25 protein-coding genes and 1 pseudogene are annotated in these 26,281 nt (G+C 62.2%); 9 read left to right on the forward strand and 17 right to left on the reverse strand.

Translation table 11 applies throughout. From position 1 onward, the window contains the following. Positions 1-2: 2 nt before the first annotated feature. Positions 3-845: a 50S ribosomal protein L2 gene (gene rplB, locus RB2654_RS11315; protein WP_008331582.1), complete on the reverse strand. Its 843-nt coding sequence runs from the start codon at positions 843-845 to the stop codon at positions 3-5. Between the two features lie 321 nt (positions 846-1,166). Further along, on the reverse strand, positions 1,167-1,517 hold the full coding sequence (locus RB2654_RS11320) for a DUF2200 domain-containing protein (protein ID WP_008331584.1): 351 nt from the start codon (positions 1,515-1,517) through the stop codon (positions 1,167-1,169). A 108-nt stretch (positions 1,518-1,625) separates the two neighbouring features. On the opposite strand from RB2654_RS11320, the gene RB2654_RS11325 reads away from it, so the two are divergent. The 4 genes and pseudogenes from RB2654_RS11325 (at position 1,626) to RB2654_RS11340 (ending at position 3,377) form a co-directional block, all read left to right on the forward strand. After that, positions 1,626-1,964, forward strand: a complete 339-nt coding sequence (locus RB2654_RS11325) for an ArsR/SmtB family transcription factor (protein ID WP_008331586.1) — start codon at positions 1,626-1,628, stop codon at positions 1,962-1,964. Next, positions 1,961-2,464 carry an SRPBCC family protein gene (locus RB2654_RS11330; protein WP_008331588.1) on the forward strand — a complete coding sequence of 168 codons (504 nt, stop codon included), beginning with the start codon at positions 1,961-1,963 and terminating at the stop codon, positions 2,462-2,464. The genes RB2654_RS11325 and RB2654_RS11330 overlap by 4 nt, the downstream gene beginning before the upstream one ends. A gap of 84 nt (positions 2,465-2,548) precedes the next feature. Next, positions 2,549-2,881 (forward strand): annotated as a pseudogene (locus RB2654_RS11335) (SRPBCC domain-containing protein); the annotation flags it as partial. 202 nt (positions 2,882-3,083) lie between these two features. Then, positions 3,084-3,377, forward strand: coding sequence for a hypothetical protein (locus RB2654_RS11340; RefSeq protein WP_040884759.1), 294 nt, complete (start codon positions 3,084-3,086; stop codon positions 3,375-3,377). Positions 3,378-3,379: 2 nt separating this feature from the next. Here the strand turns inward: RB2654_RS11340 and RB2654_RS11345 are convergent, their stop codons facing one another. The 9 genes from RB2654_RS11345 to rpsL form a co-directional block, all read right to left on the reverse strand. After that, on the reverse strand, positions 3,380-4,114 hold the full coding sequence (locus RB2654_RS11345; protein ID WP_040884761.1) for a L,D-transpeptidase: 735 nt from the start codon (positions 4,112-4,114) through the stop codon (positions 3,380-3,382). Positions 4,115-4,291: 177 nt separating this feature from the next. Continuing rightward, positions 4,292-4,588, reverse strand: coding sequence for a 50S ribosomal protein L23 (locus RB2654_RS11350; protein ID WP_008331605.1), 297 nt, complete (start codon positions 4,586-4,588; stop codon positions 4,292-4,294). Further along, the gene (rplD, locus tag RB2654_RS11355) at positions 4,585-5,202 is read right to left on the reverse strand and encodes a 50S ribosomal protein L4 (RefSeq protein ID WP_008331607.1); all 618 of its coding nucleotides are present in this window, start codon (positions 5,200-5,202) and stop codon (positions 4,585-4,587) included. The genes RB2654_RS11350 and rplD overlap by 4 nt, the downstream gene beginning before the upstream one ends. Further along, complete coding sequence (rplC, locus tag RB2654_RS11360; RefSeq protein WP_008331609.1) at positions 5,199-6,071, reverse strand: 50S ribosomal protein L3; 873 nt, start codon at positions 6,069-6,071, stop codon at positions 5,199-5,201. The genes rplD and rplC overlap by 4 nt, the downstream gene beginning before the upstream one ends. A 14-nt stretch (positions 6,072-6,085) precedes the next feature. After that, entirely contained in the window at positions 6,086-6,394 is a 309-nt protein-coding gene (rpsJ, locus tag RB2654_RS11365; protein ID WP_040885642.1) for a 30S ribosomal protein S10, read from the reverse strand. A gap of 73 nt (positions 6,395-6,467) precedes the next feature. Continuing rightward, complete coding sequence (gene tuf / locus RB2654_RS11370) at positions 6,468-7,643, reverse strand: elongation factor Tu (protein WP_008331614.1); 1,176 nt, start codon at positions 7,641-7,643, stop codon at positions 6,468-6,470. A gap of 81 nt (positions 7,644-7,724) precedes the next feature. Beyond that, positions 7,725-9,848: an elongation factor G gene (gene fusA / locus RB2654_RS11375; RefSeq protein WP_008331615.1), complete on the reverse strand. Its 2,124-nt coding sequence runs from the start codon at positions 9,846-9,848 to the stop codon at positions 7,725-7,727. Between the two features lie 26 nt (positions 9,849-9,874). Further along, positions 9,875-10,345: a 30S ribosomal protein S7 gene (gene rpsG, locus RB2654_RS11380; protein WP_008331616.1), complete on the reverse strand. Its 471-nt coding sequence runs from the start codon at positions 10,343-10,345 to the stop codon at positions 9,875-9,877. A gap of 12 nt (positions 10,346-10,357) precedes the next feature. After that, entirely contained in the window at positions 10,358-10,729 is a 372-nt protein-coding gene (gene rpsL, locus RB2654_RS11385; RefSeq protein WP_008331617.1) for a 30S ribosomal protein S12, read from the reverse strand. A 397-nt stretch (positions 10,730-11,126) separates the two neighbouring features. Between rpsL and RB2654_RS11390 the strand changes: the two genes are divergently transcribed. Beyond that, positions 11,127-11,762, forward strand: coding sequence for a hypothetical protein (locus tag RB2654_RS11390; RefSeq protein WP_008331618.1), 636 nt, complete (start codon positions 11,127-11,129; stop codon positions 11,760-11,762). Between the two features lie 91 nt (positions 11,763-11,853). Here the strand turns inward: RB2654_RS11390 and rpoC are convergent, their stop codons facing one another. The 4 genes from rpoC to rplJ form a co-directional block, all read right to left on the reverse strand. Then, positions 11,854-16,101 (reverse strand): DNA-directed RNA polymerase subunit beta', encoded by a 4,248-nt coding sequence (gene rpoC / locus RB2654_RS11395; RefSeq protein ID WP_008331620.1) that lies wholly within the window; start codon positions 16,099-16,101, stop codon positions 11,854-11,856. Between the two features lie 53 nt (positions 16,102-16,154). Next, positions 16,155-20,297: a DNA-directed RNA polymerase subunit beta gene (rpoB, locus tag RB2654_RS11400; RefSeq protein WP_008331621.1), complete on the reverse strand. Its 4,143-nt coding sequence runs from the start codon at positions 20,295-20,297 to the stop codon at positions 16,155-16,157. A 259-nt stretch (positions 20,298-20,556) separates the two neighbouring features. Then, positions 20,557-20,934 (reverse strand): 50S ribosomal protein L7/L12, encoded by a 378-nt coding sequence (gene rplL, locus RB2654_RS11405; RefSeq protein WP_008331622.1) that lies wholly within the window; start codon positions 20,932-20,934, stop codon positions 20,557-20,559. A gap of 70 nt (positions 20,935-21,004) precedes the next feature. Continuing rightward, a complete protein-coding gene (gene rplJ, locus RB2654_RS11410) occupies positions 21,005-21,517 on the reverse strand; it encodes a 50S ribosomal protein L10 (RefSeq protein WP_040884765.1) in 513 nt (170 codons plus the stop codon). 770 nt (positions 21,518-22,287) lie between these two features. Between rplJ and RB2654_RS23695 the strand changes: the two genes are divergently transcribed. Both RB2654_RS23695 and RB2654_RS11420 read left to right on the forward strand, forming a co-directional pair. Next, positions 22,288-22,692, forward strand: a complete 405-nt coding sequence (locus tag RB2654_RS23695; protein WP_008331626.1) for a hypothetical protein — start codon at positions 22,288-22,290, stop codon at positions 22,690-22,692. 223 nt (positions 22,693-22,915) lie between these two features. Then, positions 22,916-23,797, forward strand: coding sequence for a hypothetical protein (locus RB2654_RS11420; protein WP_008331627.1), 882 nt, complete (start codon positions 22,916-22,918; stop codon positions 23,795-23,797). Positions 23,798-23,884: 87 nt separating this feature from the next. On the opposite strand, the gene rplA is transcribed toward RB2654_RS11420, so the two are convergent. Both rplA and rplK read right to left on the reverse strand, forming a co-directional pair. Continuing rightward, positions 23,885-24,583, reverse strand: coding sequence for a 50S ribosomal protein L1 (gene rplA / locus RB2654_RS11425; RefSeq protein ID WP_008331628.1), 699 nt, complete (start codon positions 24,581-24,583; stop codon positions 23,885-23,887). Position 24,584: 1 nt separating this feature from the next. Further along, positions 24,585-25,010 (reverse strand): 50S ribosomal protein L11, encoded by a 426-nt coding sequence (gene rplK / locus RB2654_RS11430; RefSeq protein WP_008331629.1) that lies wholly within the window; start codon positions 25,008-25,010, stop codon positions 24,585-24,587. A 214-nt stretch (positions 25,011-25,224) separates the two neighbouring features. On the opposite strand from rplK, the gene RB2654_RS11435 reads away from it, so the two are divergent. Then, positions 25,225-25,608, forward strand: a complete 384-nt coding sequence (locus RB2654_RS11435) for a VOC family protein (RefSeq protein WP_008331630.1) — start codon at positions 25,225-25,227, stop codon at positions 25,606-25,608. Then, the gene (locus RB2654_RS11440) at positions 25,608-26,234 is read left to right on the forward strand and encodes a YdeI/OmpD-associated family protein (protein ID WP_008331631.1); all 627 of its coding nucleotides are present in this window, start codon (positions 25,608-25,610) and stop codon (positions 26,232-26,234) included. Before RB2654_RS11435 ends, RB2654_RS11440 begins: the two co-directional genes overlap by 1 nt. Positions 26,235-26,281 lie beyond the last annotated feature (47 nt).

Genomic DNA, 26,281 nt, shown 5'->3' on the forward strand with positions numbered 1-26,281 from the left:
GATTACCGGCCCTTCTTCTTGGCGTGACGCGAGCGGATGATCAGCTTCTGCGACGCCTTGTTCTTGTTGCGGGTGCGCTTGCCCTTGGTGTCCTTGCCCCACGGGGTAACCGGGGTACGACCACCAGAGGTGCGGCCTTCACCACCACCGTGCGGGTGGTCGATCGGGTTCATCGCAACACCACGGACCGACGGACGCTTGCCCATGTGGCGGACGCGGCCGGCTTTGCCGAGGTTCTGGTTCGAGTTGTCGGGGTTCGACACGGCACCGACGGTGGCCATGCATTCCTGACGGACCATGCGCAGCTCGCCCGAGGACAGGCGGATCTGGGCGTAGCCACCGTCACGACCGACGAACTGGGCATAGGTGCCCGCGGCGCGCGCGATCTGACCGCCCTTGCCCGGCTTCAGCTCGATGTTGTGAACGATGGTGCCGATCGGCAGGCCCGAGAACGGCATCGCGTTGCCCGGCTTGATGTCGACCTTCTGGCCCGCGACGACGCTGTCGCCAACGGCGAGGCGCTGCGGCGCGAGGATGTAAGCCTGCTCGCCGTCTTCGTATTTCACGAGGGCGATGAAGGCGGTGCGGTTCGGGTCGTATTCGATCCGTTCCACGGTGGCCGCGACGTCAAACTTGTTCCGTTTGAAATCAACGATCCGGTAAAGACGCTTCGCGCCACCGCCACGGCGGCGAGAGGTGATCCGTCCGGTGTTGTTCCGGCCGCCCGACTTCGTCAGACCCTCGGTGAGGGATTTGACGGGACGTCCTTTCCAAAGCTCCGAACGGTCGATCAGAACCAGCCCACGCTGGCCCGGCGTCGTCGGTTTATACGACTTGAGTGCCATGCTTTCTGTCTTCCGTTGCTTTGCAGCGGGGTGCGTGCCCCGCCTGTCTGTGTGTGGGCTTTGCTCGCTGAGCGGTGCCCGGGTGTAGCCCCCCGAAGGTGGCCGAATTCAATAAGTCAAAGACCCCGGAACGAATCCCGGGGCCATGGACCGTTGCGCTATAGCGGTGTTGTGGGGATGTGTCCAGTGCGGCGTCGCCGATTGTGCCGCGCGCAGCCCCTTGGCAAAGGGCATGCCTGAACGCACGAAACGCCGCCGGGTCTGATCGGGATGGCGCTGGCGCCCGGTGCTGCGGGCGCTACTGCGAGCCCGGCTCGAAGCTCACCCCCGCAATATCTTCTCCATCTTCTTCCCCCGCGCCAATTCGTCGATCAGCTTGTCGAGATAGCGGATCTCCTGCATCAGCGGGTCTTCGATCTCCTCGACCCGGACGCCGCAGATGACGCCTTTGATCTCGGACCGGGCCGGGTTCAATGCGGGGGCTTCTCCGAAGAACGTCTCGAAATCCGTTTTTTCCTCCAGCACCCGGCCCAGACCGTCGTCGTCGTAGCCGGTGAGCCAGTGAATGATTTCATCCACCTCTTCCTTGGTGCGCCCCTTCTTTTCGGCCTTGGTGATGTAATGCGGATAGACGCTTCCGAAACTGATGCCGAATATGCGGTGCTTTGCCATTTGGGGCCTCCTGTTCGCGCGCCCAGAATAGGCCCCTGCCCGCCGGTCGCCAACGGGTCAACACTTCACCATTGACAGAACTATCCGACTCGCCGGATACTTCACCACATGGAGAACAATGAACCGAACCTCGATGCCGTCTTTCACGCGCTCGCCGATCCGACCCGCAGGGCGGTGTTGCAGGCGCTGGTCAAAGGCGAGGCGACGGTCAGCGATCTGGCCGCGCCGCATGACATGGGCCTGCCCGCCTTCATGAAGCACCTGAGCGTGCTTGAGGCGGCGGGGCTGGTGAAAAGCGACAAGGTGGGCCGTGTGCGCACCTGCGCGCTCGATCCCGCGACCATGATCGCGACCGAAAGGTGGTTCGAAGAGCAACGCGCGTTTTGGCAAGGCCGATACGCCCAACTGGACGATCTGGTTGCGGCGCTACAGGGAGAAAAAAAATGAAGAGTGACCTGCAATTTCAGTTCCTGGCCGACGTGCCGGGCCATACCCTGCGCATCAAGCGCGAATTCGCCGGTCCTCGCGACCTGATCTGGGACTGCTACACCAAGCAGGAACTGCTCGAGAAATGGTTCGCCCCCAAGCCGCTCAAGACCAAGACCGCGAGCATGGAGTTTCGCGAGGGCGGGCATTGGCACTACGCCATGTATGACGACGAAGGCACCGAATACTGGGGATGGACCGACTATATCGCCATCGACCCGCAAGAGCGGTATACGACCCGCGACGCCTTTTCCGATGCGACGGGCGCGCCGAACACCGACCTGCCCGTCGCCGACTGGGTCATCACGTTCGAGGAGGCGGGCGACCGCACGATCGTGCGCACCGTCATCGACTATGGCTCGCCCGAGGGCCTGCAAACCGTGATCGACATGGGCATGGAGGAAGGGCTTGGCGCCACCTACGTGACCTTGGACGACCTCATCGAGATCTTGAAAGGATAACCCATGTCCACCGAGAAAATCACCATCGACGCCACGGTCGACGCCCCCGTCGAAACCGTCTGGGCCCGCTAAACCGACCCGGACCACATCACGCGCTGGAACTTCGCGTCAGACGACTGGTGCTGCCCGTCCGCCTCGAACGACATGCAGATCGGCGGCAAGTATTCGGCCCGGATGGAGGCGAAGGACGGCAGCTTCGGCTTCGATTTCGAGGCGATCTATACCGACATCACGCCGGAACGGTCCCTCACCTACAGGCTTGAGGACGGGCGCATGGTCACCACGACCTTCGAACCCATCGGCGGCCAAACGCAGGTGACGACAGTGTTCGACGCCGAAACGGAAAACGATGTCGAAATGCAACGGGGCGGCTGGCAGGCGATCCTGAACAACTTCAAGGCGCACGCGGAAAGCTGAGGTCGGAATGCCTCTCGCCCGGTGCGCCGCGCCTTGGGCTTGGGCACGCGGGCGATCTCGTCGACCGGGGTGGGTCGGGGTTCGTCCGTCGGCAACCGGAACACGCAAAGCGCCGTGTTGCAGCCTCACGGCCCCACGGGAAATTGCACTGGCCATTCCGCCCTTGTTCCCCGAAGGTGCGGGCAAGATACAGGAGATCGCCATGAAGACGAAAACGATCATCGCGCTGGCCGCGCTGCCCCTGACCCTTGCGGCATGCGATATGCCCGCGACGACCACGGTAGGCGCTTCGCAAGGCACAATCTCGAACGTGCCGGAACGGATCGCCGAACTCGCGGCGCCGGGTCAGAACCTGAATTCGGTCAGGATCAACGAATTGGACGGGTGTTACGAATACCAGTATTTCGGCCCGGTCGAGACGACCTATCTGCCGCTGCGCACCCGCGACGGCCGCCCGATCTGCACGCGGGCACCGGGCGACCCGGCGCCTGCGTAAGATCAGCTTGCGGCGGTGATGCGCTCCGGCGGATGCAGATGCGCCGTCGCGCCCTTGTAGACCTGCGGATACAGGTCGTTGATATGGGCCATCACCATGCGCACGCAGCCGGAACTTGCGCGACCGCCGATCGACCCCGGCGAAGGCGAGCCGTGGATGCGCAGGAGCGTGTCGCGGTTGCCTTCGTAGAGATAGAAGGCCCGTGAGCCGAGCGGGTTGCGGGGTCCGCCACTCATCCCGTTCTCGTGCTGCTTGTAGAGGTGCGGATCGCGTTTGATCATCGCGGCGGTGGGTGTCCAGATCGGCCACTTCGCCTTGCGCCCGACGGTGTAGACCCCCGGCTCGTACAGGTTGCCGCGTGCGATGGCGACGCCATAGCGCATCGCGGTCCCGCCCGCTTCGATGTGGTAGAGATACCGCGCGACGGCATCGACATGCAGATCGCCGGGGGTGAGGCCGGGATTGGCCTCGACCCGACGGGGCAGGAAGCGCGGGGCCAGCCCCCAGGGGTTCGACGTGGCCGGATCGTAGCCCGCAGGGGTGATCTGCGCGTCCCACCGGTCCCAGTTGGCCGGGTTCGATGTCGGGCGCGGCGGCGTGGGCGCTGCCGCTTCGGCCTCTGTCGTTTCCGCCGGCGTCTCGACGGTCGCTTCTGCGTCCTCGTCCTGTGCCCAGGCGGCGATCGGGGCCGAGAACAGTGCGGTGGTGGTCATCACGAAATGACGGCGAGTGAGCATGGCGAGGTTCCTTCTTGTCGAACCGGCTGACGGATTGGTGTGCCGGTCCCTGTCCCGTTCAAAACGGAATCGCCCGGCAGCGTGTTCCAGATGCTTATCCTATCACAAAAGAAAAAGCCCCCCAGCCTGGGCTGGAGGGCTCAAGTCTTTGTGTGGCGGGTTTGCCCGCCGACACGATCACAGACCGGTGGTCACGTCGATCGTGTTGCCCTCTTCGAGGGTAACATAGGCTTTCTTGACGTCGTTGCGGCGGCCCATCTGGCCCCGGAACCGCTTCTGCTTGCCTTTGGTGACGGTCGTGTTCACGGCCTTCACCTTGACACCGAAGAGCGTTTCCACCGCTTCCTTGATGAGCGGCTTGTTCGCGTCGATCGCCACTTCGAACACCACGGCGTTGGCCTCGGAGGCCATGGTGGATTTCTCGGTGATGATCGGCTTGCGGATCACGTCGTAGAGTGCGGCTTTGTCGGTCATTTCAGACGAGCCTCCAGAGCTTCGACACCCGCTTTCGTGAGCACGAGCGTGTCACGCTTGAGGATGTCATAGACGTTGGCGCCCATCGACGGCAGCACATCGAGACCTTCGATGTTGCGCGCGGCCTTGGCGAAGTTTTCGTTCACCTCGGCACCGTCGATGATGAGCGCGCGCTTCCAGCCCAGATCCTTGACCAGCTTGGCCAGCACCTTGGTCTTGCCGTCGGCTTCGGCGGTGTCGATCACGACGATCGCACCTTCCTGCGCCTTGGCGGAGAGCGCGTGCTTGAGGCCGAGCTTGCGGAATTTCTTCGTCAGCTCATGCCCGTGCGAGCGCGGGGTCGGACCCTTGTAGATACCACCCTTGCGGAAGATCGGCGCGTTGCGGTCGCCGTGGCGTGCGCCACCGGTGCCCTTCTGGCGATAGATCTTCTTGGTCGAGTAGCTGGTTTCCGAGCGGGTTTTCACCTTGTGGGTGCCCTGCTGCGCGTTGTTGCGCTGCCAGCGGACCACACGGTGCAGGATGTCGGCGCGCGGCTCGAGCCCGAAAAGGGCCTCGTCCAGCTCGACCGACCCGGCTTTGCCGCCGTCCAGTTTGATCACGTCGAGTTTCATTCGTCGCCTTCCTTCTTCTCGGCGTCGGAGCCGGCATCTTCACCCTTTTCGGCGTCGATCTCGGCTTCGGCTTCCTTCAGGGCGGCCTCTTCGGCAGCAGCCTGCTCTTCGGCCAGACGCTTGGCTTCCTCTTCCGCCTCGGCGGCAGCGGCGGCAGCGGCTTCTTCCGCGGCTTTCGCAGCTTCTTCAGCGGCGGACTTCAGGGCAGCCGGGAGAATGGCGTTCTCGGGGAACGGCTTCTTCACGGCGTCCTTGATGGTGACCCAGCCACCTTTGGAACCCGGAACGGCACCTTTGATCATGATCAGACCGCGTTCGCTGTCCGTCTTCACGACTTGGAGGTTCTGGGTGGTGACACGTGCAGCACCCATGTGACCGGCCATCTTCTTGCCCTTGAACACGCGGCCCGGGTCCTGACACTGACCCGTCGAACCGTGCGAACGGTGGGAGATCGACACACCGTGCGAGGCGCGCAGACCACCGAAGTTGTGCCGCTTCATGGCACCGGCGAAGCCTTTACCGATCGAGGTGCCCGAGACGTCCACGAACTGACCCGCGAAGTAATGGTCAGCGGTGATCTCTTCACCCACGTTGATCAGGTTCTCGGCATCCACGCGGAACTCGGCAACCTTGCGCTTGGGCGCAACGTTGGCGGTGGCGAAGTGGCCACGCATGGCTTTGGACGTCCGTTTGGCCTTGGCCGAACCGGCGCCAAGCTGAACGGCGGTGTAGCCGTCCTTCTCGGTCGTCCGCTGGGCCACGACCTGCAACCCGTCGAGTTGCAGAACGGTGACCGGCACTTGCTTACCGTCTTCGAGGAAGAGGCGGGTCATGCCGACCTTTTTTGCGATAACACCAGAGCGCATCATTACTCATGCCCTCCTTAAACGGAAATCTGCACGTCGACGCCGGCAGCGAGGTCGAGCTTCATCAGCGCGTCCACGGTCTGCGGGGTCGGGTCCACGATGTCGAGCAGACGCTTGTGCGTCCGGATCTCGAACTGATCGCGCGATTTCTTGTCGATGTGCGGCCCACGGAGAACCGTGAACTTTTCGATCTTGTTCGGCAGCGGGATCGGCCCGCGCACCTGCGCACCGGTCCGCTTGGCGGTCGCAACGATCTCCTGCGTGCTGGCGTCCAGCACGCGGTAGTCGAACGCCTTCAGGCGGATCCGGATGTTCTGGCTTTGAATGGCCATTGTCTTGTCCTTTTCAGTTGAGAGGAGGACCTCCGGCTCATCCGGAAGCCCTCGTCGAACCCGTTAATTACTCGAGGATTTTCGAGACGACGCCGGAACCCACGGTGCGGCCGCCTTCGCGGATGGCGAAGCGGAGGCCGTCTTCCATGGCGATCGGGGCGATCAGCTCGACGGTGAACTTCAGGTTGTCGCCCGGCATCACCATCTCGGTGCCCGAGGGAAGCTCGACCGTGCCGGTCACGTCCGTCGTGCGGAAGTAGAACTGCGGGCGGTAGTTGGCGAAGAACGGGGTGTGACGGCCGCCTTCATCCTTCGTCAGGATGTAGACCTCGCACTCGAACTTCGTGTGCGGCTTCACCGAACCCGGCTTGCACAGAACCTGACCACGCTCGACCGCATCACGGTCGATACCGCGCAGCAGCGCACCGATGTTGTCGCCGGCTTCACCACGATCCAGCAGCTTGCGGAACATTTCCACGCCCGTGCAGGTCGTCTTCTTGGTGTCCTTGATGCCGACGATTTCCAGTTCGTCGCCCACGTTGATCACGCCACGCTCGACACGGCCGGTCACGACGGTGCCGCGGCCCGAGATCGAGAACACGTCTTCGATCGGCATGAGGAACGGCTGATCCACGGCGCGCTCCGGCGTCGGGATGAAGTCGTCGACGGCCGCCATCAGTTCCTTGATCTTCTCTTCGCCGATTTCCGGGTCACGGCCTTCGAGAGCGGCCAGAGCCGAACCCGCGATGATCGGAATGTCGTCGCCCGGGAATTCGTACTCGGAGAGCAGTTCGCGGACTTCCATTTCGACGAGCTCGAGCAGCTCTTCGTCGTCGACCTGGTCGACCTTGTTCAGGAACACGACCAGCGCCGGCACGCCGACCTGACGGGCGAGCAGGATGTGCTCACGGGTCTGCGGCATCGGGCCGTCGGCCGCGTTCACCACGAGGATGCCGCCGTCCATCTGGGCCGCGCCGGTAATCATGTTCTTCACGTAGTCGGCGTGGCCGGGGCAGTCGACGTGGGCGTAGTGACGCGCGTCCGTCTCGTATTCCACGTGCGCCGTCGAGATCGTGATCCCGCGCGCTTTCTCTTCCGGTGCGCCGTCGATCTGGTCGTAGGCTTTGAAGTCACCGAAGTACTTCGTGATCGCCGCCGTCAGCGTCGTCTTGCCGTGGTCAACGTGGCCGATGGTGCCCACGTTCACGTGCGGTTTGTTACGTGCAAACTTTTCCTTAGCCATGATGGCCTCCTTATCATTGGCGGTGCGCCCGAGGCGCACCCTACGGGGTGGTAGGGTGCGGGGGCTCCCCCGCACCGCTGCTTATGCGTACTTCGACTGGATCTCTTCCGAGATGTTCGCCGGAACCGGTTCGTAGTGGTCGAACTGCATCGTGAACTGCGCGCGGCCCGAGGACATGGAACGCAGGTTGTTGATGTAGCCGAACATGTTGGCCAGCGGCACGAAGGCGTTGATCGCAACGGCGTTGCCGCGCGGCTCCTGCCCCGACACCTGACCACGACGGGAGGTGAGGTCGCCGATGATGTTGCCGGTGTATTCTTCCGGCGTCACGACTTCGACCTTCATCATCGGTTCGAGCAGCTTCGCACCGGCCTTGCGCAGACCTTCGCGCATACACATCCGCGACGCGATTTCGAACGCGAGAACCGACGAGTCGACATCGTGGAACTTACCGTCCAGCAGCGCGACCTTGAAGTCGATGACCGGGAAGCCGGCGAGCGGACCAGAGTCCATGACCGACTTGATGCCCTTTTCGACGCCCGGCACGTATTCCTTCGGAACCGCACCACCGACGATCTTCGACTCGAACGAGTAGCCTTCTCCCGGCTCGGTCGGCGAGATCACCAGCTTCACTTCAGCGAACTGACCCGAACCACCCGACTGTTTCTTGTGGGTGTAGGTGTGCTCGATCTCGTGACCGATGGTCTCACGGTAAGCCACCTGCGGCGCACCGATGTTGGCTTCGACCTTGAACTCGCGCTTCAGACGATCGACGAGAATGTCGAGGTGAAGTTCGCCCATGCCCTTCATGATCGTCTGACCGGACTCGAGGTCGGTTTCGACGCGGAAGGAGGGGTCTTCGGCGGCAAGACGCTGAAGGCCCTGGGACATCTTCTCTTGGTCGGCCTTGGTTTTAGGCTCGACCGCGATCTCGATGACCGGATCGGGGAAGGTCATGGTTTCAAGCACGACCGGCGCGTTCGAGGCACAGAGCGTGTCACCCGTGGTGGTCTCTTTCAGACCGGCCAGCGCGATGATGTCGCCCGCGAACGCCTCTTCGATCTCTTCCCGGTCGTTCGAGTGCATCATCATCATACGACCGATGCGCTCTTTCTTGCCCTTGGTCGAGTTGAGGATGTTGTCGCCCTTGTTGAGCTTGCCCGAGTAGATCCGGGTGAAGGTCAGCGAGCCGACGAACGGGTCGTTCATGATTTTGAACGCCAGCGCCGAGAACGGCATCTCGTCGTCCGCACGGCGGGCGATGTTGCGCTCTTCGGTTTCGTCGTCCGGCGCGAAGCCCATGTAGTCGACCACGTCGAGCGGGCTCGGCAGGAAGTCGACGACCGCGTTGAGCAGCGGCTGAACGCCTTTGTTCTTGAACGCCGAACCACCCAGAACCGGAACGAATTTCAGGTCGAGGCAGCCCTTGCGGATCAGCGACCGCAGGGTCGGAATGTCGGGCTCGTTGCCTTCGAGGTATTCCATCATCGCGTCGTCGTCCATTTCGACGGCGTTTTCGATGAGGTGCGAACGCCACTCGTCGGCCAGATCCTTGAGGTCGTCACGGATCGGCTGGCGCACCCAGGAGGCGCCCAGGTCTTCGCCCTGCCAGACCCACTCTTCCATGGTCACGAGGTCGACGATGCCTTCGAGCTTGTCTTCGGCGCCGATCGGGAAGTTCACGGGGACCGGCGTCGCACCGGTGCGGTCCTTGATCATCTCGACGCAGTTGAAGAAGTCGGCACCGATCTTGTCCATCTTGTTGACGAACACCAGACGCGGAACCTTGTAGCGGTCAGCCTGACGCCACACGGTTTCGGTCTGCGGCTCGACACCGGCGTTACCGTCGAGCAGCGCGACGGCGCCGTCGAGAACGGCGAGCGAACGCTCGACTTCGATGGTGAAGTCCACGTGGCCGGGGGTGTCGATGATGTTGAAGCGGAACTTCGTGTCATCGGTCCCTTCTTCGGTCGGGTCTTCCTGCCACTGCCAGAAGGTCGTGGTCGCAGCCGAGGTGATGGTGATCCCCCGCTCCTGCTCCTGCTCCATCCAGTCCATGGTGGCCGCACCGTCGTGCACCTCACCGATCTTATGCGACCGGCCGGTGTAATACAGGATGCGCTCCGTGGTCGTGGTCTTGCCGGCATCGATGTGAGCCATGATGCCGAAGTTACGGTAGCGTTGGAGGGGATATACGCGTGCCATTGGAATGGGCCTCTATCGGTGTTCGGTTACCAGCGGTAATGGCTGAACGCACGGTTGGCGTCGGCCATCTTGTGGGTGTCTTCACGCTTCTTCACGGCGGTGCCGCGACCGTTGACTGCGTCGAGCAGCTCGCCGGCAAGGCGCTCTTCCATCGTGTTCTCGTTGCGGGCGCGGCAGGCGGTGATGAGCCAGCGGATCGCCAGAGCTTCACGACGCTCGGGGCGCACTTCGACGGGAACCTGATAGGTGGCACCACCAACGCGGCGCGAGCGAACCTCGACCGACGGCTTGATGTTGTCGAGCGCCTCGTGGAAGATTTCCACCGGAGCCCGCTTCACCTTGTCTTCGACGCGACCAAGCGCGTTGTAGACGATCTTCTCGGCGGCAGACTTCTTGCCGTCGACCATGAGGTTGTTCATGAACTTGGTCAGAACCTTATCGCCGTACTTGGCGTCAGGCAGAATTTCGCGCTTCTCAGCAGCGTGACGACGGGACATACCAGTCTCTCCTTACTTCGGACGCTTCGCGCCGTACTTCGAACGACGCTGCTTACGATCTTTGACGCCCTGGGTGTCGAGCACACCGCGAAGGATGTGGTAACGGACACCCGGAAGGTCTTTCACACGGCCGCCACGGATGAGCACGACGGAGTGCTCTTGCAGGTTGTGGCTTTCACCGGGGATGTAGCTGATGACTTCGTAGCCGTTGGTCAGACGGACCTTGGCGACTTTACGCATAGCGGAGTTCGGCTTCTTCGGCGTCGTCGTGTAGACGCGCGTGCAGACACCACGCTTCTGCGGGCAGGATTCCAGGTGCTGGGACTTGGAGCGTTTGACTTTGGGCTGACGCGGCTTGCGGATCAGCTGTTGGATCGTGGGCATTGGGCTTCGTTCCCCGTGTTGCAACACTTATGTTCATGGGGCGCGCGCCCCGGTTTCAGTCGACTTGCGTCTTTCGCGTCCAAAAAACGCAATGAACCGCCCCCGCCCCAGTCAGCCGGGGCGACGCGGTGGATAATCAGAGGATCGGGGCAACAAGGCCCGGATCGTGGCCACTTCATATCTGTAGACGGGCGGTCGGATACACGTATCCCTTTGCCCGGGTGCGCGCCGTATATGGGGAGTCGGATAGCTTGTCAACGCTGATGCGCCAGAATCCGCGGCACCGGCGCACAAAGCCGGAAAACCTTGCTTAAAAGCGGTTTTGGGCGGATACTCGGCCCAATTTCGAAGACCGAACAACGGTCTCGACCCTAACCGCATTTGAGGCGAGCAGACAATGAAACTTCTTCAGATTACCGCGGCTCTGGCCGCGTGCACCGCTGTTGGCGGATGCAGTATTTTCGGCGGCAGGGCCACGAACGGCCAGGGCGCCGAACTTCTCGACACATCGCCGGGAATCGACGTCTCCCGGCTGGACGACGCCACGGGCGAGGCCGATTTCCAGTCCGCGTTCCAGTATGTCAGGGGTCAGGAAGCGACCACGACCATGCCGAACTCGGGAAGCGCCGACTATCTCGGCGGCTTCGGTGCGGACGTGACCGGCGACATCGCGGGGTTCATGACCGGCGCGGTGAACATGACCGTCGAGAGCTTCAACACCGGGGTCGTCAGCGGCACGGTGGATGAAATCGCACTCTACAATGCCGATGGATCGCAGAACCGCACCTTCGCGGGTGAGGTGTTTCTGAACGGCACCGTGACGGGCACGGGTCTGGCCGCGAACGGCACCGACAACATTCGCGACAACTCGACCGGTCTCGAATCCGACGCGACGCTCCGGTTCAACGGCGATTTCCGCAACCTCAAGAGCGAGGGCCGCGCGAGCGCCATGACCGGCACGACGACAGGCAGCGGCACCGGGGGCTTCGACTTCGCGCTCGACAACGGGAAGTTCTACGCGATCGAGCAATAGGGTCCGGCACCCGCGCCGACGCACGTTACCTGCTTCCAAAAACAAGAAAGCCCCGCCGGATCGGCGGGGCTTTCCTTTTCATGTCAAAGCCTTAGGACTGTTCGTCGCCGCCGGCTTCGGGCGTTTCGACCAGACCGGAATCGCCGAACGGATCGATCTCTTCCTCGGGGGCAGCCAGTGCCGCCGCCGCTTCGGCCTCGGCCCGCGCTTCTTCGATGACCTTGCGGTCACGCTCCTGCGCGATGTGGCGGACCTTCATGGTCGCGCCGCCGGTGCCCGCCGGGATCAGGCGGCCCACGATGACGTTTTCCTTGAGGCCGACCAGCTTGTCGCGCTTGCCCTGCACCGATGCCTCGGTAAGAACCCGCGTCGTTTCCTGGAACGAGGCCGCCGAGATGAAGCTGCGGGTTTGCAGCGACGCCTTGGTGATCCCGAGCAGGATGGGCTGGCCTTCCGCCGGACGTTTGCCGCGCTCGAGCGCCTTTTCGTTGGCCGCGTCGAACTCTGCCTTGTCGACATGCTCGCCCTTGAGGAGCGTCGTTTCACCGCTTTCCATGATCTCCCACTTCTGGAGCATCTGGCGCACGATGACTTCGATGTGCTTGTCGTTGATCTTCACGCCTTGCAGTCGATACACGTCCTGCACTTCGTCGATCATGTACTCGGCAAGCGCCTCGACACCCATAATGGCGAGAATATCATGGGGGGCGGGGTTGCCGTCCATGATGTATTCGCCCTTCTGGATGAAGTCGCCCTCGGCCACCGGGATGTGTTTGCCCTTCGGCACCATGTATTCCACGGTCTCCAGGCTCTCATCCGACGGCTCGATCGCGATGCGACGCTTGTTCTTGTAGTCGCGGCCAAAGCGCACGTAACCGTCGATCTCGGCGATGATCGCGTGATCTTTCGGACGACGCGCTTCGAAGAGTTCGGCCACACGCGGCAGACCACCGGTGATGTCCTTAGTCTTCGCGCCTTCACGCGGGATACGCGCGATGACGTCACCGGCCTGCACGTCCGACTGATCCTCGACCGACAGAATGGCGTCGACCGACATCGGGTAGGTGATCGGGTTGCCCTGATCGTTGCGCACCGGCTCGCCGTCCGGACCCGCGAGAATAAGTTCGGGCTTGAGGTCCGAACCACGCGGCGCCGAACGCCAGTCCGACACGATCTTCTGGGTCATGCCCGTCGCATCGTCGGTTTCGTCACGGACGGAGATGCCCGACACGAGGTCGACGAACTTCACCTGACCCGCCGCTTCCGCGATGATCGGGAGGGTGTACGGGTCCCACTCGAACAGCTTGTCGCCGCGCTTGATCTTCTGCTTGTCCTCGACGAACAGCTTGGACCCGTAGCCCGGTTTGTAGCTCGCACGCTCCACGCCGTTCTCATCCATGATCGCAACCTGCATGTTGCGGCCCATGATGATGAGCTCACCCGACGCGTTGGTCAGGGTGTTGGCATTGCGGAACTCGATCACACCTTCCTGACCGGCTTCCTGGAACGACTGCTGACCACCTTGGGCGATACCGCCGATGTGGAAGGTCCGCATCGTCAGCTGCGTGCCCGGTTCACCGATCGACTGCGCGGCGATGATGCCGACCGCTTCACCCACGTTGACGCGGGTGCCGCGGGCGAGGTCACGACCATAGCAGTTGGCGCAGACGCCTTCGTCGGCTTCACAGGTCAGCGGCGAGCGAATGCGCATCGAGGCGACACCGGCCTCCTCGATGATGTCCGCCTTGCGCTCGTCGATCAGCTCGTTCTTCGCGACCAGCACTTCGCCCGTCGCCGGGTGCAGAACGTCATCCGCCGACACGCGGCCAAGAATGCGCTCGGCCAGCGTCGCGACCACTTCACCGTCGTTGACCGCAGCCGAAGCCGTGATCGCGTTTTCGGTGCCGCAGTCGATGTCACGCACGATGCAGTCCTGCGCCACGTCCACGAGACGACGGGTCAGGTAACCCGAGTTCGCGGTCTTGAGCGCGGTATCGGCCAGACCCTTACGGGCGCCGTGGGTCGAGTTGAAGTACTCGAGCACGGTAAGGCCTTCTTTAAAGTTCGAGATGATCGGCGTTTCGATGATCTCGCCCGACGGCTTGGCCATAAGACCACGCATACCGCCCAGCTGCTTCATCTGTGCCGGCGAACCCCGCGCACCGGAGTGCGACATCATATAGACCGAGTTCGGCTCCATCTCAGCGCCCGTGTCGTCGACGCGCACAGCCGAGATTTCGCCCATCATCGCGTCGGCGACCTGATCGGAACACTTCGACCAGGCATCGACCACCTTGTTGTATTTCTCGCCAAGGGTGATGAGGCCGTCCATGTACTGCTGTTCGAACTCTTTCACCTGCTCGCGGACACCGTCCACGATGGTCCACTTGGAGTCCGGGATGACCATGTCGTCCTTACCGAACGAGATGCCGGCCTTGAACGCTTCCTTGAAGCCCATGGACATGATCTGGTCGCAGAAGATGACCGACTCTTTCTGACCGCAGTAGCGGTAGACGGTGTCGATGACCTGCTGCACCTCTTTCTTCCGCAGGAGGCGGTTCACGAGGTCGAAGGGCGCCTTGGCGTTGAGCGGCAGGAGCGCCCCCAGAAGGATACGGCCCGGCGTGGTTTCGAACCGCTGGTAAACTTCCTGACCTTCTTCGTCGATCTGCTTGATGCGGGCCGAGACCTTGGCGTGCAGGTGCACTTCACCAGCGTTCAGCGCGTGCTGCACTTCGTCCACGTCGGCAAAGACCATGCCTTCGCCGACCATGCCTTTGCGCTCCATCGTGATGTAATAGAGGCCAAGGATCATGTCCTGCGACGGAACGATGATCGGCGCGCCGTTGGCGGGCGACAGCACGTTGTTCGTCGACATCATCAGAACGCGCGCTTCAAGCTGGGCTTCCAGCGAGAGCGGGACGTGCACAGCCATCTGGTCACCGTCGAAGTCGGCGTTGAACGCCGAACAGACGAGCGGGTGAAGCTGGATGGCCTTGCCTTCGATCAGCGTGGGTTCGAACGCCTGAATACCAAGACGGTGCAGCGTGGGCGCGCGGTTCAGAAGAACCGGGTGCTCACGGATGACTTCGTCGAGGATATCCCAAACTTCGGGGCGTTCTTTTTCGACCAGTTTCTTGGCCTGCTTCACGGTCGAAGACAGACCTTTGGCCTCGAGCCGCGAATAGATGAACGGCTTGAACAGTTCGAGCGCCATCTTCTTGGGCAGACCGCACTGGTGCAGTTTCAGCTCCGGGCCGGTCACGATGACCGAACGACCGGAGAAGTCGACGCGTTTCCCCAGAAGGTTCTGACGGAAGCGACCCTGCTTACCTTTCAGCATGTCCGACAGCGACTTCAGCGGGCGCTTGTTGGCCCCCGTGATGACGCGGCCACGACGGCCGTTGTCAAACAGAGCGTCCACGGATTCCTGAAGCATCCGCTTTTCGTTGCGCACGATGATGTCCGGCGCGCGCAATTCGATCAGCCGCTTGAGGCGGTTGTTCCGGTTGATGACGCGGCGATACAGGTCATTGAGGTCCGAGGTCGCGAACCGGCCACCGTCCAGCGGCACCAGCGGGCGCAGTTCCGGCGGAATGACCGGAATCACGGTCAGGATCATCCACTCCGGGCGGTTGCCGGATTCGATGAAGCTTTCCACGACTTTCAGACGCTTGATGATCTTCTTCGGCTTCAACTCGCCGGTCGCTTCGGCCAGATCGGCGCGCAGCGTTTCGGCTTCCTGCTCGAGGTCGATCATCGACAGCATTTCACGGATCGCTTCGGCACCGATGTTCGCCTGGAAGGCGTCGGCACCATAGGTGTCCTGGGCGTCGTTGAACTCTTCTTCGGACATGAGCTGACCGTACTGAAGGTCCGTCAGACCCGGCTCGATCACAACGTAGTTCTCGAAGTAGAGAATCCGCTCGAGATCGCGCAGCGTCATGTCGAGCATGAGGCCGATCCGGCTGGGTAGCGACTTCAGGAACCAGATGTGCGCGACGGGCGCAGCCAGTTCGATGTGGCCCATACGCTCGCGGCGCACCTTCTGGAGCGTCACTTCGACACCGCATTTCTCGCAGACGACGCCGCGATACTTCATGCGCTTGTATTTGCCGCAGAGGCATTCGTAGTCTTTGATCGGGCCAAAGATACGGGCGCAGAACAGGCCGTCGCGCTCGGGCTTGAAGGTCCGGTAGTTGATGGTCTCAGGCTTTTTGATTTCGCCATAGGACCACGACAGAATCCGTTCCGGCGACGCGAGCGACACCTTGATCTCGTCAAAAATCTTCTGCGACGCCAGCGGGTTGAACGGGTTGGTTGTCAGTTCCTGGTTCATTTGGATTTCCTCAAATCTGGGTTCGTTGGGGGGATGGGGTGAGGCTCAGGGCCTCACTCATCCGGCTCCCCTTCCGAATCCAGGAGTTCCATGTTGAGGCCGAGACCCCGGACTTCCTTCACGAGCACGTTGAACGACTCGGGCACGCCCGCTTCGAAGTTGTCCTCGCCCTTGACGATCGACTCGTAGACCTTGGTCCGGCCTGCCACGTCGTCCGACTTGACGGTGAGCATCTCCTGCAACGTGTAGGCCGCGCCGTAGGCTTCGAGCGCCCAGACTTCCATCTCCCCGAAACGCTGACCGCCGAACTGCGCCTTACCACCGAGCGGCTGCTGGGTGACGAGCGAGTAGGGCCCGGTCGAACGGGCGTGGATCTTGTCGTCGACAAGGTGATGGAGCTTCAGCAGGTACTTGACGCCGACGGTGACCTTACGCGCGAATTGCTCGCCCGTGCGGCCGTCGAACAGCACCGACTGACCCGAAGTGTCGAACCCGGCCCGCGTGAGGGCGTCGTTCACTTCCGGCTCTTTCGCACCGTCGAAGACCGGCGTTGCGATCGGCACACCGCGCGTGACGTTGGAAGCCGCCTCGATCAGGCGTTCTTCGTCCATGCCTTCGATGCCTTCCGCATAGACGTCTTCGCCGTAGGCATGCTTCATCGCATCCCGAACCGGGGTCAGATCGCCCGAGCGTTTGTATTCGCCCAGAGCCTCGTCGATGTTCAGACCCAGACCGCGTGCGGCCCAACCCATATGGGTTTCAAGGATCTGCCCGACGTTCATGCGCGACGGCACGCCCAGCGGGTTGAGGCAGAAGTCGACCGGCGTGCCGTCTGCGAGGAACGGCATGTCTTCCATCGGGACGACCCGCGAAATGACACCCTTGTTCCCGTGACGACCGGCCATCTTGTCGCCCGGCTGAAGCTTGCGCTTCACGGCGATGAAGACTTTGACCATCTTCATCACGCCCGGGGGCAGATCGTCGCCACGACGCACTTTCTCGACCTTGTCTTCGAAGCGGTGCTCGAGCGCACGTTTCTGTGCCTCGTACTGCGCGTTCAGAGCTTCGACCATCTGGGCGTCGGCTTCGTCCTCGAGGGCAAGCTGCCACCACTGGCCACGGCTGAGTTCACCCAGCAGCGCCTCGTCGATGACCGACCCCGATTTGACGCCTTTCGGCCCCTTCACGGCGGTCTTGCCTTCGATCATGTCACGCAGACGCGCATAGATGTTGCGGTCGAGGATGGCGAGTTCGTCGTCCCGGTCACGGGCCAGACGTTCGACTTCCTCACGCTCGATCTGAAGCGCACGCTCGTCTTTCTCGACGCCGTGACGGTTGAAGACGCGCACCTCGACGACCGTGCCGTAGTCGCCCGGCTTGACCCGCAGCGACGTGTCACGCACGTCGGACGCTTTTTCACCGAAGATGGCGCGCAGAAGCTTTTCTTCCGGCGTCATCGGGCTTTCGCCCTTCGGCGTGATCTTACCGACGAGAATGTCGCCCGGCTCAACGTCCGCACCGATGTAGACGATACCGGCTTCGTCGAGATTGCGCAGAGCTTCCTCGCCGACGTTCGGGATGTCGCGGGTGATCTCTTCCGGGCCGAGCTTGGTGTCACGGGCAGCGACTTCGAATTCCTCGATGTGGATCGAGGTGAACACGTCGTCCTGCGCGATCCGCTCGGAGATCAGGATCGAGTCTTCGTAGTTGTAGCCGTTCCAGGGCATGAAGGCGACGACGACGTTCTTGCCGAGCGCCAGTTCCCCCATATCCGTGGACGGACCGTCCGCGATGACTTCGCCCTTCTCGACGTCCTGACCCACCTTCACCAGCGGACGCTGGTTGATGGCGGTGTTCTGGTTCGACCGCTGGAACTTGCGCAGACGGTAGATGTCGACGCCCGGATCGCCCGGCTCCAGATCGGCGGTGGCACGCACGACGATACGCGTGGCGTCCACCTGGTCGATCACGCCGGCGCGACGCGCCTGAATGGCAGCGCCCGAGTCGACGGCGACCTTGCCCTCGATGCCGGTGCCGACCAGCGGCGCCTCGGCCCGCAGAAGCGGAACCGCCTGACGTTGCATGTTCGACCCCATGAGCGCGCGGTTGGCGTCGTCGTTTTCGAGGAACGGGATGAGCGAGGCGGCGACCGAGACCAGCTGCTTGGGCGACACGTCGATCAGGTCGACGCTGTCGACCGGCGCGAGGGTGTATTCGCCCGACTGGCGGGTGTTGACCATCTCGTTCACGAACTTGCCGCTCTCGTCGAGCGATGCGTTCGCCTGCGCCACGGTGTGACGCATTTCCTCGGTCGCGGACATGTAGTGGACTTCATCGGTCACCTGCCCGCCCTTGACGACGCGGTAGGGGGTTTCGATGAAACCGTACTTGTTCACGCGGGCGAAGGTGGCCAGCGAGTTGATAAGGCCGATGTTCGGGCCTTCCGGCGTTTCAATCGGGCACATCCGGCCATAGTGGGTCGGGTGCACGTCGCGCACTTCGAAGCCTGCACGTTCGCGGGTCAGACCGCCCGGCCCGAGCGCGGAGAGACGACGCTTGTGCGTGACTTCCGACAGCGGGTTGGTCTGGTCCATGAACTGCGAGAGCTGCGAGGAGCCGAAGAACTCGCGCACGGCAGCGGCGGCCGGCTTCGCGTTGATGAGGTCTTGCGGCATCACCGTGTCGATCTCGACCGACGACATACGCTCCTTGATCGCGCGCTCCATGCGGAGCAGGCCGACGCGGTACTGGTTTTCCATCAGCTCGCCGACCGACCGCACACGGCGGTTGCCGAGGTGGTCGATGTCGTCGACTTCGCCACGCCCGTCACGCAATTCCACCAGCGCCTTGATACAGGCGATGATGTCTTCGCGGCGCAGGGTGCGCTGGGTGTCCTCGGCGTCGAGGTTCAGACGCATGTTCATCTTCACCCGGCCCACGGCGGACAGGTCGTAACGCTCGCTGTCGAAGAACAGCTGGTCGAACAGGGTCGATGCGGCTTCGACGGTGGGCGGCTCGCCCGGACGCATGACGCGGTAGATGTCCATGAGCGCGGTGTCGCGGTTCATGTTCTTGTCCGCGGCCACGGTGTTGCGGATGTAGGGGCCGACGTTGACGTTATCGATGTCGAGCACCGGAATGTCGGTGATGCCCGCGTCGATCAGCTCTTTCGCCGAACCGCCGATCAGATCGCCGTCCTTGTCGTACTCCAGCGTCAGCTCGTCACCGGCCTCGACGTAGATCGCGCCGGTTTCCTCGTTGATGATGTCCTTGGCGACATAGCGGCCGACGATGTTGTCGAACGGCACGAGGATGTTCTTCACCGTGCCTTCGTCGATCAGTTTCTTGACCGCGCGCGGCGTGACCTTCTTGCCGGCCTCGAACAGGATCTCGCCCGAATCCGCGTCGACGATGTCCATGTTCGGACGGGTGCCGCGAATACGCTCGGGGAAGAACTTGGTGACCCAGCCCTTGTTTTTCTCAAGGGTGTAGTCGACCGTGTTGTAATAGGCATCCATGATGCCTTCCTGATCCAGCCCGAGAGCATAGAGCAGGGTCGTCACCGGAAGTTTCCGGCGGCGGTCGATGCGCGCGAAGACGATGTCTTTGGCGTCGAATTCGAAGTCGAGCCACGAGCCGCGGTAGGGAATGATGCGGCAGGCGAAGAGCAGCTTGCCCGAGCTGTGGGTCTTGCCTTTGTCGTGGTCGAAGAAGACGCCCGGCGAACGGTGCATCTGGCTGACGATGACGCGCTCGGTGCCGTTCACGATGAACGTCCCGTTCGGGGTCATGAGCGGCATGTCACCCATGAACACGTCTTGTTCCTTGATGTCCTTCACCGACTTGGCGCCGGTATCCTCGTCCACATCGAACACGATGAGGCGCAGGGTGACCTTCAGCGGCGCCGAATAGGTCATGTCGCGCTGCTGGCACTCTTCTACGTCGTACTTGGGATGCTCGAGCTCGTAGCGGACGAATTCCAGCGTCGCGGTCTCGTTGAAGTCCGAAATCGGGAAGACCGACTGGAACACGCCTTTGATGCCTTCGCCGTCAGCGGGCTCGGGCTGGTCGCCGGAGTTGAGGAAAAGATCGTAAGAGGCCTTCTGGACTTCGATCAGGTTCGGCATCTCCAGCACTTCGCGGATTTTGCCGTAGTATTTACGAAGACGTTTCTGGCCGAGGTAGGACTGCGCCATAAGGTGGACACCTTTGTTGCTTTCTCACTGACGCGCGGGGCCGCCGGGGCACCGGCCTGCACGCCGTTCGAAACGGGGGTTCGGATCCATACCTGGAAACCTTCCCACAGGTTTCCGCCCGATCCTTGAACCGCGCCTTGGGGAAGGTCACCGAAGCGGATGCTTCGCGAATGGCCCTCGCCAAGACAGGTTCGGCTGGACCCGGATTTCTCCGGACCCAGCCTCGATATCGTAAGGTGGGTGCGAACCCACCTCGCCCTTAGGCCAGCTCGACTTCGGCGCCTGCCGCTTCCAGCTTGCCTTTGATGTCTTCGGCTTCCGCCTTGTCGACACCTTCTTTGATCTTGCCGCCGGCTTCGACCAGGTCTTTGGCTTCTTTCAGGCCAAGACCGGTGATGCCGCGAACTTCTTTGATGACGGCGATTTTGTTGCCACCAGCCGACTTGAGAACGACGTCGAATTCGGTCTTCTCTTCAGCAGCTGCACCGGCGTCGCCACCAGCAGGGCCGGCCATCATGACAGCGCCGCCAGCAGCGGGCTCGATGCCGTATTCTTCTTTGAGGATCTCTTTGAGTTCCTGAGCTTCGAGAAGGGTCAGACCCACGATCTCTTCAGCAAGTTTCTTCAGATCAGCCATAGTACTGTTTCCGTTCTTTCAGATGTGTTCCAACGTGAGCGATTGCAACGCTACGTCGGCCTCAGATTGCTTACGCAGCCTTTTCCTCGATGGTGGAAAGGATGGATGCGATGTTCGAAGCAGGAGCGCCAATGGCACCGGCGATGTTCGACGCGGGCGCGCCAATGCACGATGCGATCTGAGCGAGAAGCTCTTCACGCGACGGCATCTTGGCGACACGGCCGACACCAGCGGTGTCGAGTGCTTCCTCACCCATAGCACCACCGAGGATCACGAGCTTCTCGTTATCCTTGGCGTACTTATCCATGACCTTGGCCGCAGCCACGGGGTCTTCGGAATAGGCGAGGACAGTCATGCCTGTCAGGTACTGGGCGATCGAAGCCGCCGGTTTGCCTTCCAGAGCGATCTTGGCGAGCCTGTTCTTGGCGACACGCACCGAACCACCCACGTCACGCATTTGTGCGCGGAGGTCCTGCATCTCAGCAACCGTGAGACCTTCGTAGTGGGCAACCACAACGACGCCAGAGCTTTCGAAGATCTGGCCGAGTTCCTCGACCACTTTCTCTTTCTGGGCTCTATCCACAGTTTCACTCCAAGTATGGAGGGTGCGACCCCTCCGGCTCTATTTACACCGGGTGCAGGCACCCGATGGTCGGGTCCTTACGGGTCCGTCCAAGATCACCCGAGGCACCCCGAAAGGCGGCCCGAAGAAATCTGGTTCTTTCCCGTCTCAGGCAGGATTTATGGATTGCTCCACCCACCTTCTCGGACGAATCGTCGGACGCACGGACAGAGTCAGGGCGTCAGACCCGGCGGGGTGTAGAGCGGATTCGGTGAAAAGGAAAGGGGGAAATTGCCACGAGCGCGTGATAGGCCATCACGCGCGTCCCGGTCCCCTCGAATGCACAATAAGTATAACATGCCACATCGCACACGGCGAGACATTTGTGCCCGCCCCGGTTGAGCGTGGCCTCTTTGCACGCGGAAAGACCATATTTCGCAGGCGGGCGGATGCCCCTGCCCCGCCCGCGTTTCCCCCGTCATCGGTCGGGTGGCGCACCCCGGCACTGTCGACACCCCGCGAAAAGGCGGTGCCGCGCCGCCTCCGGCTCGGCGCGCAGTCGTGAACCCGTCACTCATCGAGGCACCGTCTTGACCGCGAGACACGGCGCCCGCGCATCGAGATACACAATCCCGCCATTCCCGCGCCTTGTCGGCACCACGGGCGCCGCTGAAATCCGCCGTGAAAACACCCCCGAGGCACCACAGGAAAGTTATATCTCGACCGCAAATTACGGTCATTCAGATCGCATCAAGGTTAATGCGACCACTGCATAGCAAGGGACAGACAGAATGAACGCAGATTTCGAACTTGAGAATATGCCGGCCGCCAAGCGGCGCCGGCTCGGCCATTTCCTGTCGGATACCTCCGGCGCCGTGACCGTCGACTGGGTGGTGCTCACCGCCGCGATCGTCGGCATCGGCACCGCAGTTCTGTTGTCCGTATCGGGCGGCACGAATGCTCTGGCCGACAAGACCAGCACCGCAATCTCGGAAGTCGAAGTCGCGGGACTGGGCAACACCGGAAACGAATGGGACATCGACGCCCCGACCAACGGATATCTCGATTGTGACGGCGCGACGTGTTACCGGAGCGACTACGACACCGGCCAGATGTCGTCCTTCCCCAACACCTACGGGAAAAACTTCATCTCCGACTATTCGGGCGGCGAAACCACGCGCTTCTACGAATATTGATACCGCCGGACAGACACGAAAAAAGGGCGCCTCGCGAGGCGCCCTTTTTTGTTGGCTGAACCGCAAGGTCTTCATATCTCGCGAATGCCGCCGATAGTGGGCGGCGCGATCCGCGCCTGCTTCCGGCCTCTGGATGGACAGGTCACGACAGCCTCATCTAACATGGGCCGCATTCCATTCGGCCCCTTTTGATCGCTCTATTTGAAAGACAGGACATTTCCGCATGTCGGGACCAGACAAGACCCTCGCCATCATCGGTCTGGCCCGAAACACCGCGCCCCACCTGCCCGGAGCCTTCGCGATGATGGAACGGCTGGCCGCTACCGTCACGCTCGAGCGCGTCATCATCGTCACGAACGACAACGACGACGGCACCGATGCCGTGCTCGATCAAGCCCGGCAAGGACCTTTGCCGCTGACCATCATCAACATGGACGGGCTGGCATCCGAACACGAGCAGCGGGTGGATCGGCTTGCGGTCGCGCGGCAGGCGTCGCTGGAGGCCCTGTTCGCATCCCCGTCCGTGCCCGACTTCACGCTGATCCTCGACATGGACGGGTTGAACAACACGCTGGACCCGGTCGTCGTCAATCGCCTGATGGATGACGCGCACGGCGACTGGCAGGCGGTGTTCGCGAACCAGCCCAACGCCTATTTCGATATCTACGCGCTACGGCGGCGAAACTGGTGCGACTACAATTTCATGCCGAAACTGAACCACGAGTGGAAGCAAGTCGCCGGACGCCCGAGGTTCAAACAGCTTCTCAGCCGCCTCAACCCGTTCGACCGGACGCCCAGATCGCGGCAGGAGCTGAAAATCCGGTATGTCCACCGGCTTCAATACAGAATTCCCGCGGATTATCCGTGGATCGAGGTCGACTCCGCCTTCGGCGGGGCGGGGCTGTATCGCACAGCGGCGTTGCGCGGCAAAACCTATCGGTCCCGCGGCAGTCAGGGCATGGTGATATGTGAGCATGTGTCGCTCCACGCCCAGATGCGCGCCGAGGGGGCAAGGTTGTTCATCGTGCTGTGGTTCCTGAACGAAAACCACGAACATCTCGACGCGGCCAGCGGCAGGGCATTCCCGCGAGAGCTTTTGACCTGACGCGCGGTGTCGCAGCCGGGCGTCCGTCCACTGCACGAAAAAGGGCGCCCCGAAAGGCGCCCTTCGTCATTCTGTCTGTCCGTCGGCTCAGTTGCCGGTGGCGTTCTCGACGTCGATCGAAACGCCCGGTCCCATCGTCGACGAGATCGAGACCTTTTTCAGGTACGACCCCTTCGCGCCGGCCGGCTTGGCTTTCGACACGGCGTCCACGAAAGCGCGGACGTTCTCGGCCAGCTTACCTTCGTCGAACGAGGCTTTGCCGATCCCGGCGTGGACAATGCCCGCCTTCTCGACCTTGAACTGAACCTCACCGCCCTTGGCGGCTTCCACGGCTTCCTTGATGTCCATGGTCACGGTGCCGACCTTCGGGTTCGGCATCAGGTTGCGCGGACCCAGAACCTTACCCAGACGGCCGACGACGGGCATCATGTCCGGGGTGGCGATGCAGCGGTCGAAGTCGATCTTGCCGCCTTGCACGGTTTCCATCAGGTCTTCGGCGCCCACGATGTCGGCGCCAGCGGCCTTGGCTTCCTCAGCCTTGTCGCCACGGGCGAAGACGGCCACGCGGACCTCTTTGCCGGTGCCGTTCGGCAGGCTGACCTTGCCACGGACCATCTGGTCGGCGTGACGCGGGTCGACGCCGAGGTTCATGGCGATCTCGACCGACTCGTCGAACTTGGCCGATGCGTTGGCTTTCACCAGCGCGACGGCTTCCTCGACGGTGACGAACTCTTTGCCGGCGAAAGCTTCGCGGGCAGCGGCGGTGCGTTTTCCGAGCTTTGCCATCTTACTTCACCTCGATGCCCATGGAGCGGGCGGAACCCAGGATGATCTGCATCGCAGCTTCGACGTCGTTCGCGTTCAGGTCTTTCATTTTCGCTTCCGCGATTTCCTTGACCTGAGCGGCGGTCACGGTGCCCACGGTCTCACGACCCGGGTTGTTCGCGCCCGACTTCAGCTTGGCGGCCTTCTTCAGGAAGTACGACGCCGGCGGCGTCTTGATGTCCATCGTGAAGGACTTGTCCTGATAGTAGGTGATCTCGGTGGGGCAAGGGGCACCCTGCTCCATCTCCTGCGTCTTGGCGTTGAACGCCTTGCAGAATTCCATGATGTTGATGCCGCGCTGACCCAGGGCGGGGCCCACGGGCGGCGACGGGTTGGCTTGACCTGCAGGGATCTGCAGCTTCATCTTGCCAGCAAGCTTCTTGGCCATCCGGCCTCTCCTTCTTCCAACAGCCTCAGGGCGCGCCCTTCAGCTTGATGTTGCCGTGGTCAGGTCCGACGATCGCGACCGCCTCGCCTCCCACACGAATAGGACAGGGCTCACCCTTGGGCGTCCCTGAACGGGGCGGCAATACGCAACTCGGGCACACATTGCAAGCGATTCCCCCCTTTTGGGCCGGCCCCGCGCAGGCTAGCGTTCCGCCATGAAGTATTCCGTCTCCATCGACGTGCCCGACCTTGCCAAAGGCATCGCGTTCTACACCGATGTCTTCGGCGTGCAGGAAGTCGCCCGGCCCATCGACGTCTACGCGGTCCTGCGCGGGAGCGGCGGACAGGCATTCGGGATCATCCAGAAACCCGAAGGCTCCGAGCCCGCGCCCGAAACGGACGACCGCCGTCACTACACCCGCCACTGGACTCCCGTTCATATGGACATCGAGGTCGATGATTTCGACGCCACGCTCGACCGTCTGACAGCCGCGGGCGGCACCGTCGAACAGGTCTTCGACATGGAGAACCGCCCCAAGACCGCCTTTTGCGCCGACCCGTTCGGCAATGGCTTCTGCCTGATGGAGACCCGCGACTGATGGCGATGATTACCGACATCGAAGACTACTTCACCCGTGGCTGCGGCCGTTGCGACCGCTTCGACACCCCGGACTGCTCGATCCAGCAGTGGAAAGAGGGCCAGAACAAGCTACGGCAGATCTGTCTCGACGTGGGCCTGTCCGAACACGTGAAATGGGCGCATCCCGTCTACATGCACGCGGACCGAAACATCGCGATGATGGGGGCGTTTCGCGGCGACTACCGCTTCACCTTCATGAACGGCGGCTTTCTGAAAGACCCCGAGGGGGTGCTGGAAACCGCCGGGCCGAACTCGGTCGTGAAGAACGTGCTCTACTTCACCACGAACGACGGCCCCGCGAAGATGGAGCCGATCATCCGCGCCTACCTTGCCGAGCTGATGGATTACGCCGAGCGCGGAGTGAAGCCCCCCAAGGTCGAGCGCGAGATCGAGATGCCGGACGAACTGGTCGAGGCGCTGGACGGCGACCCCGAGCTTGCCGAAGCCTTCTTCGCCCTCACGCCGGGGCGGCAGAAAAGCTATGCCTTCAACTTGGCTCAGGCCAAGAAGCCCGAGACCCGCTTTGCCCGGATCGAAAAGTTCCGCGACAAGATCTTTGCGGGCAAGGGCGCAATGGAACGGTAGACATGCAAAAGGCGCCACAGGGTCGCGGCGCCTTCCCGAAATTCCGG

The organism is Maritimibacter alkaliphilus HTCC2654, from assembly GCF_000152805.1.
GTDB classification, from domain to species: Bacteria; Pseudomonadota; Alphaproteobacteria; order Rhodobacterales; family Rhodobacteraceae; genus Maritimibacter; species Maritimibacter alkaliphilus.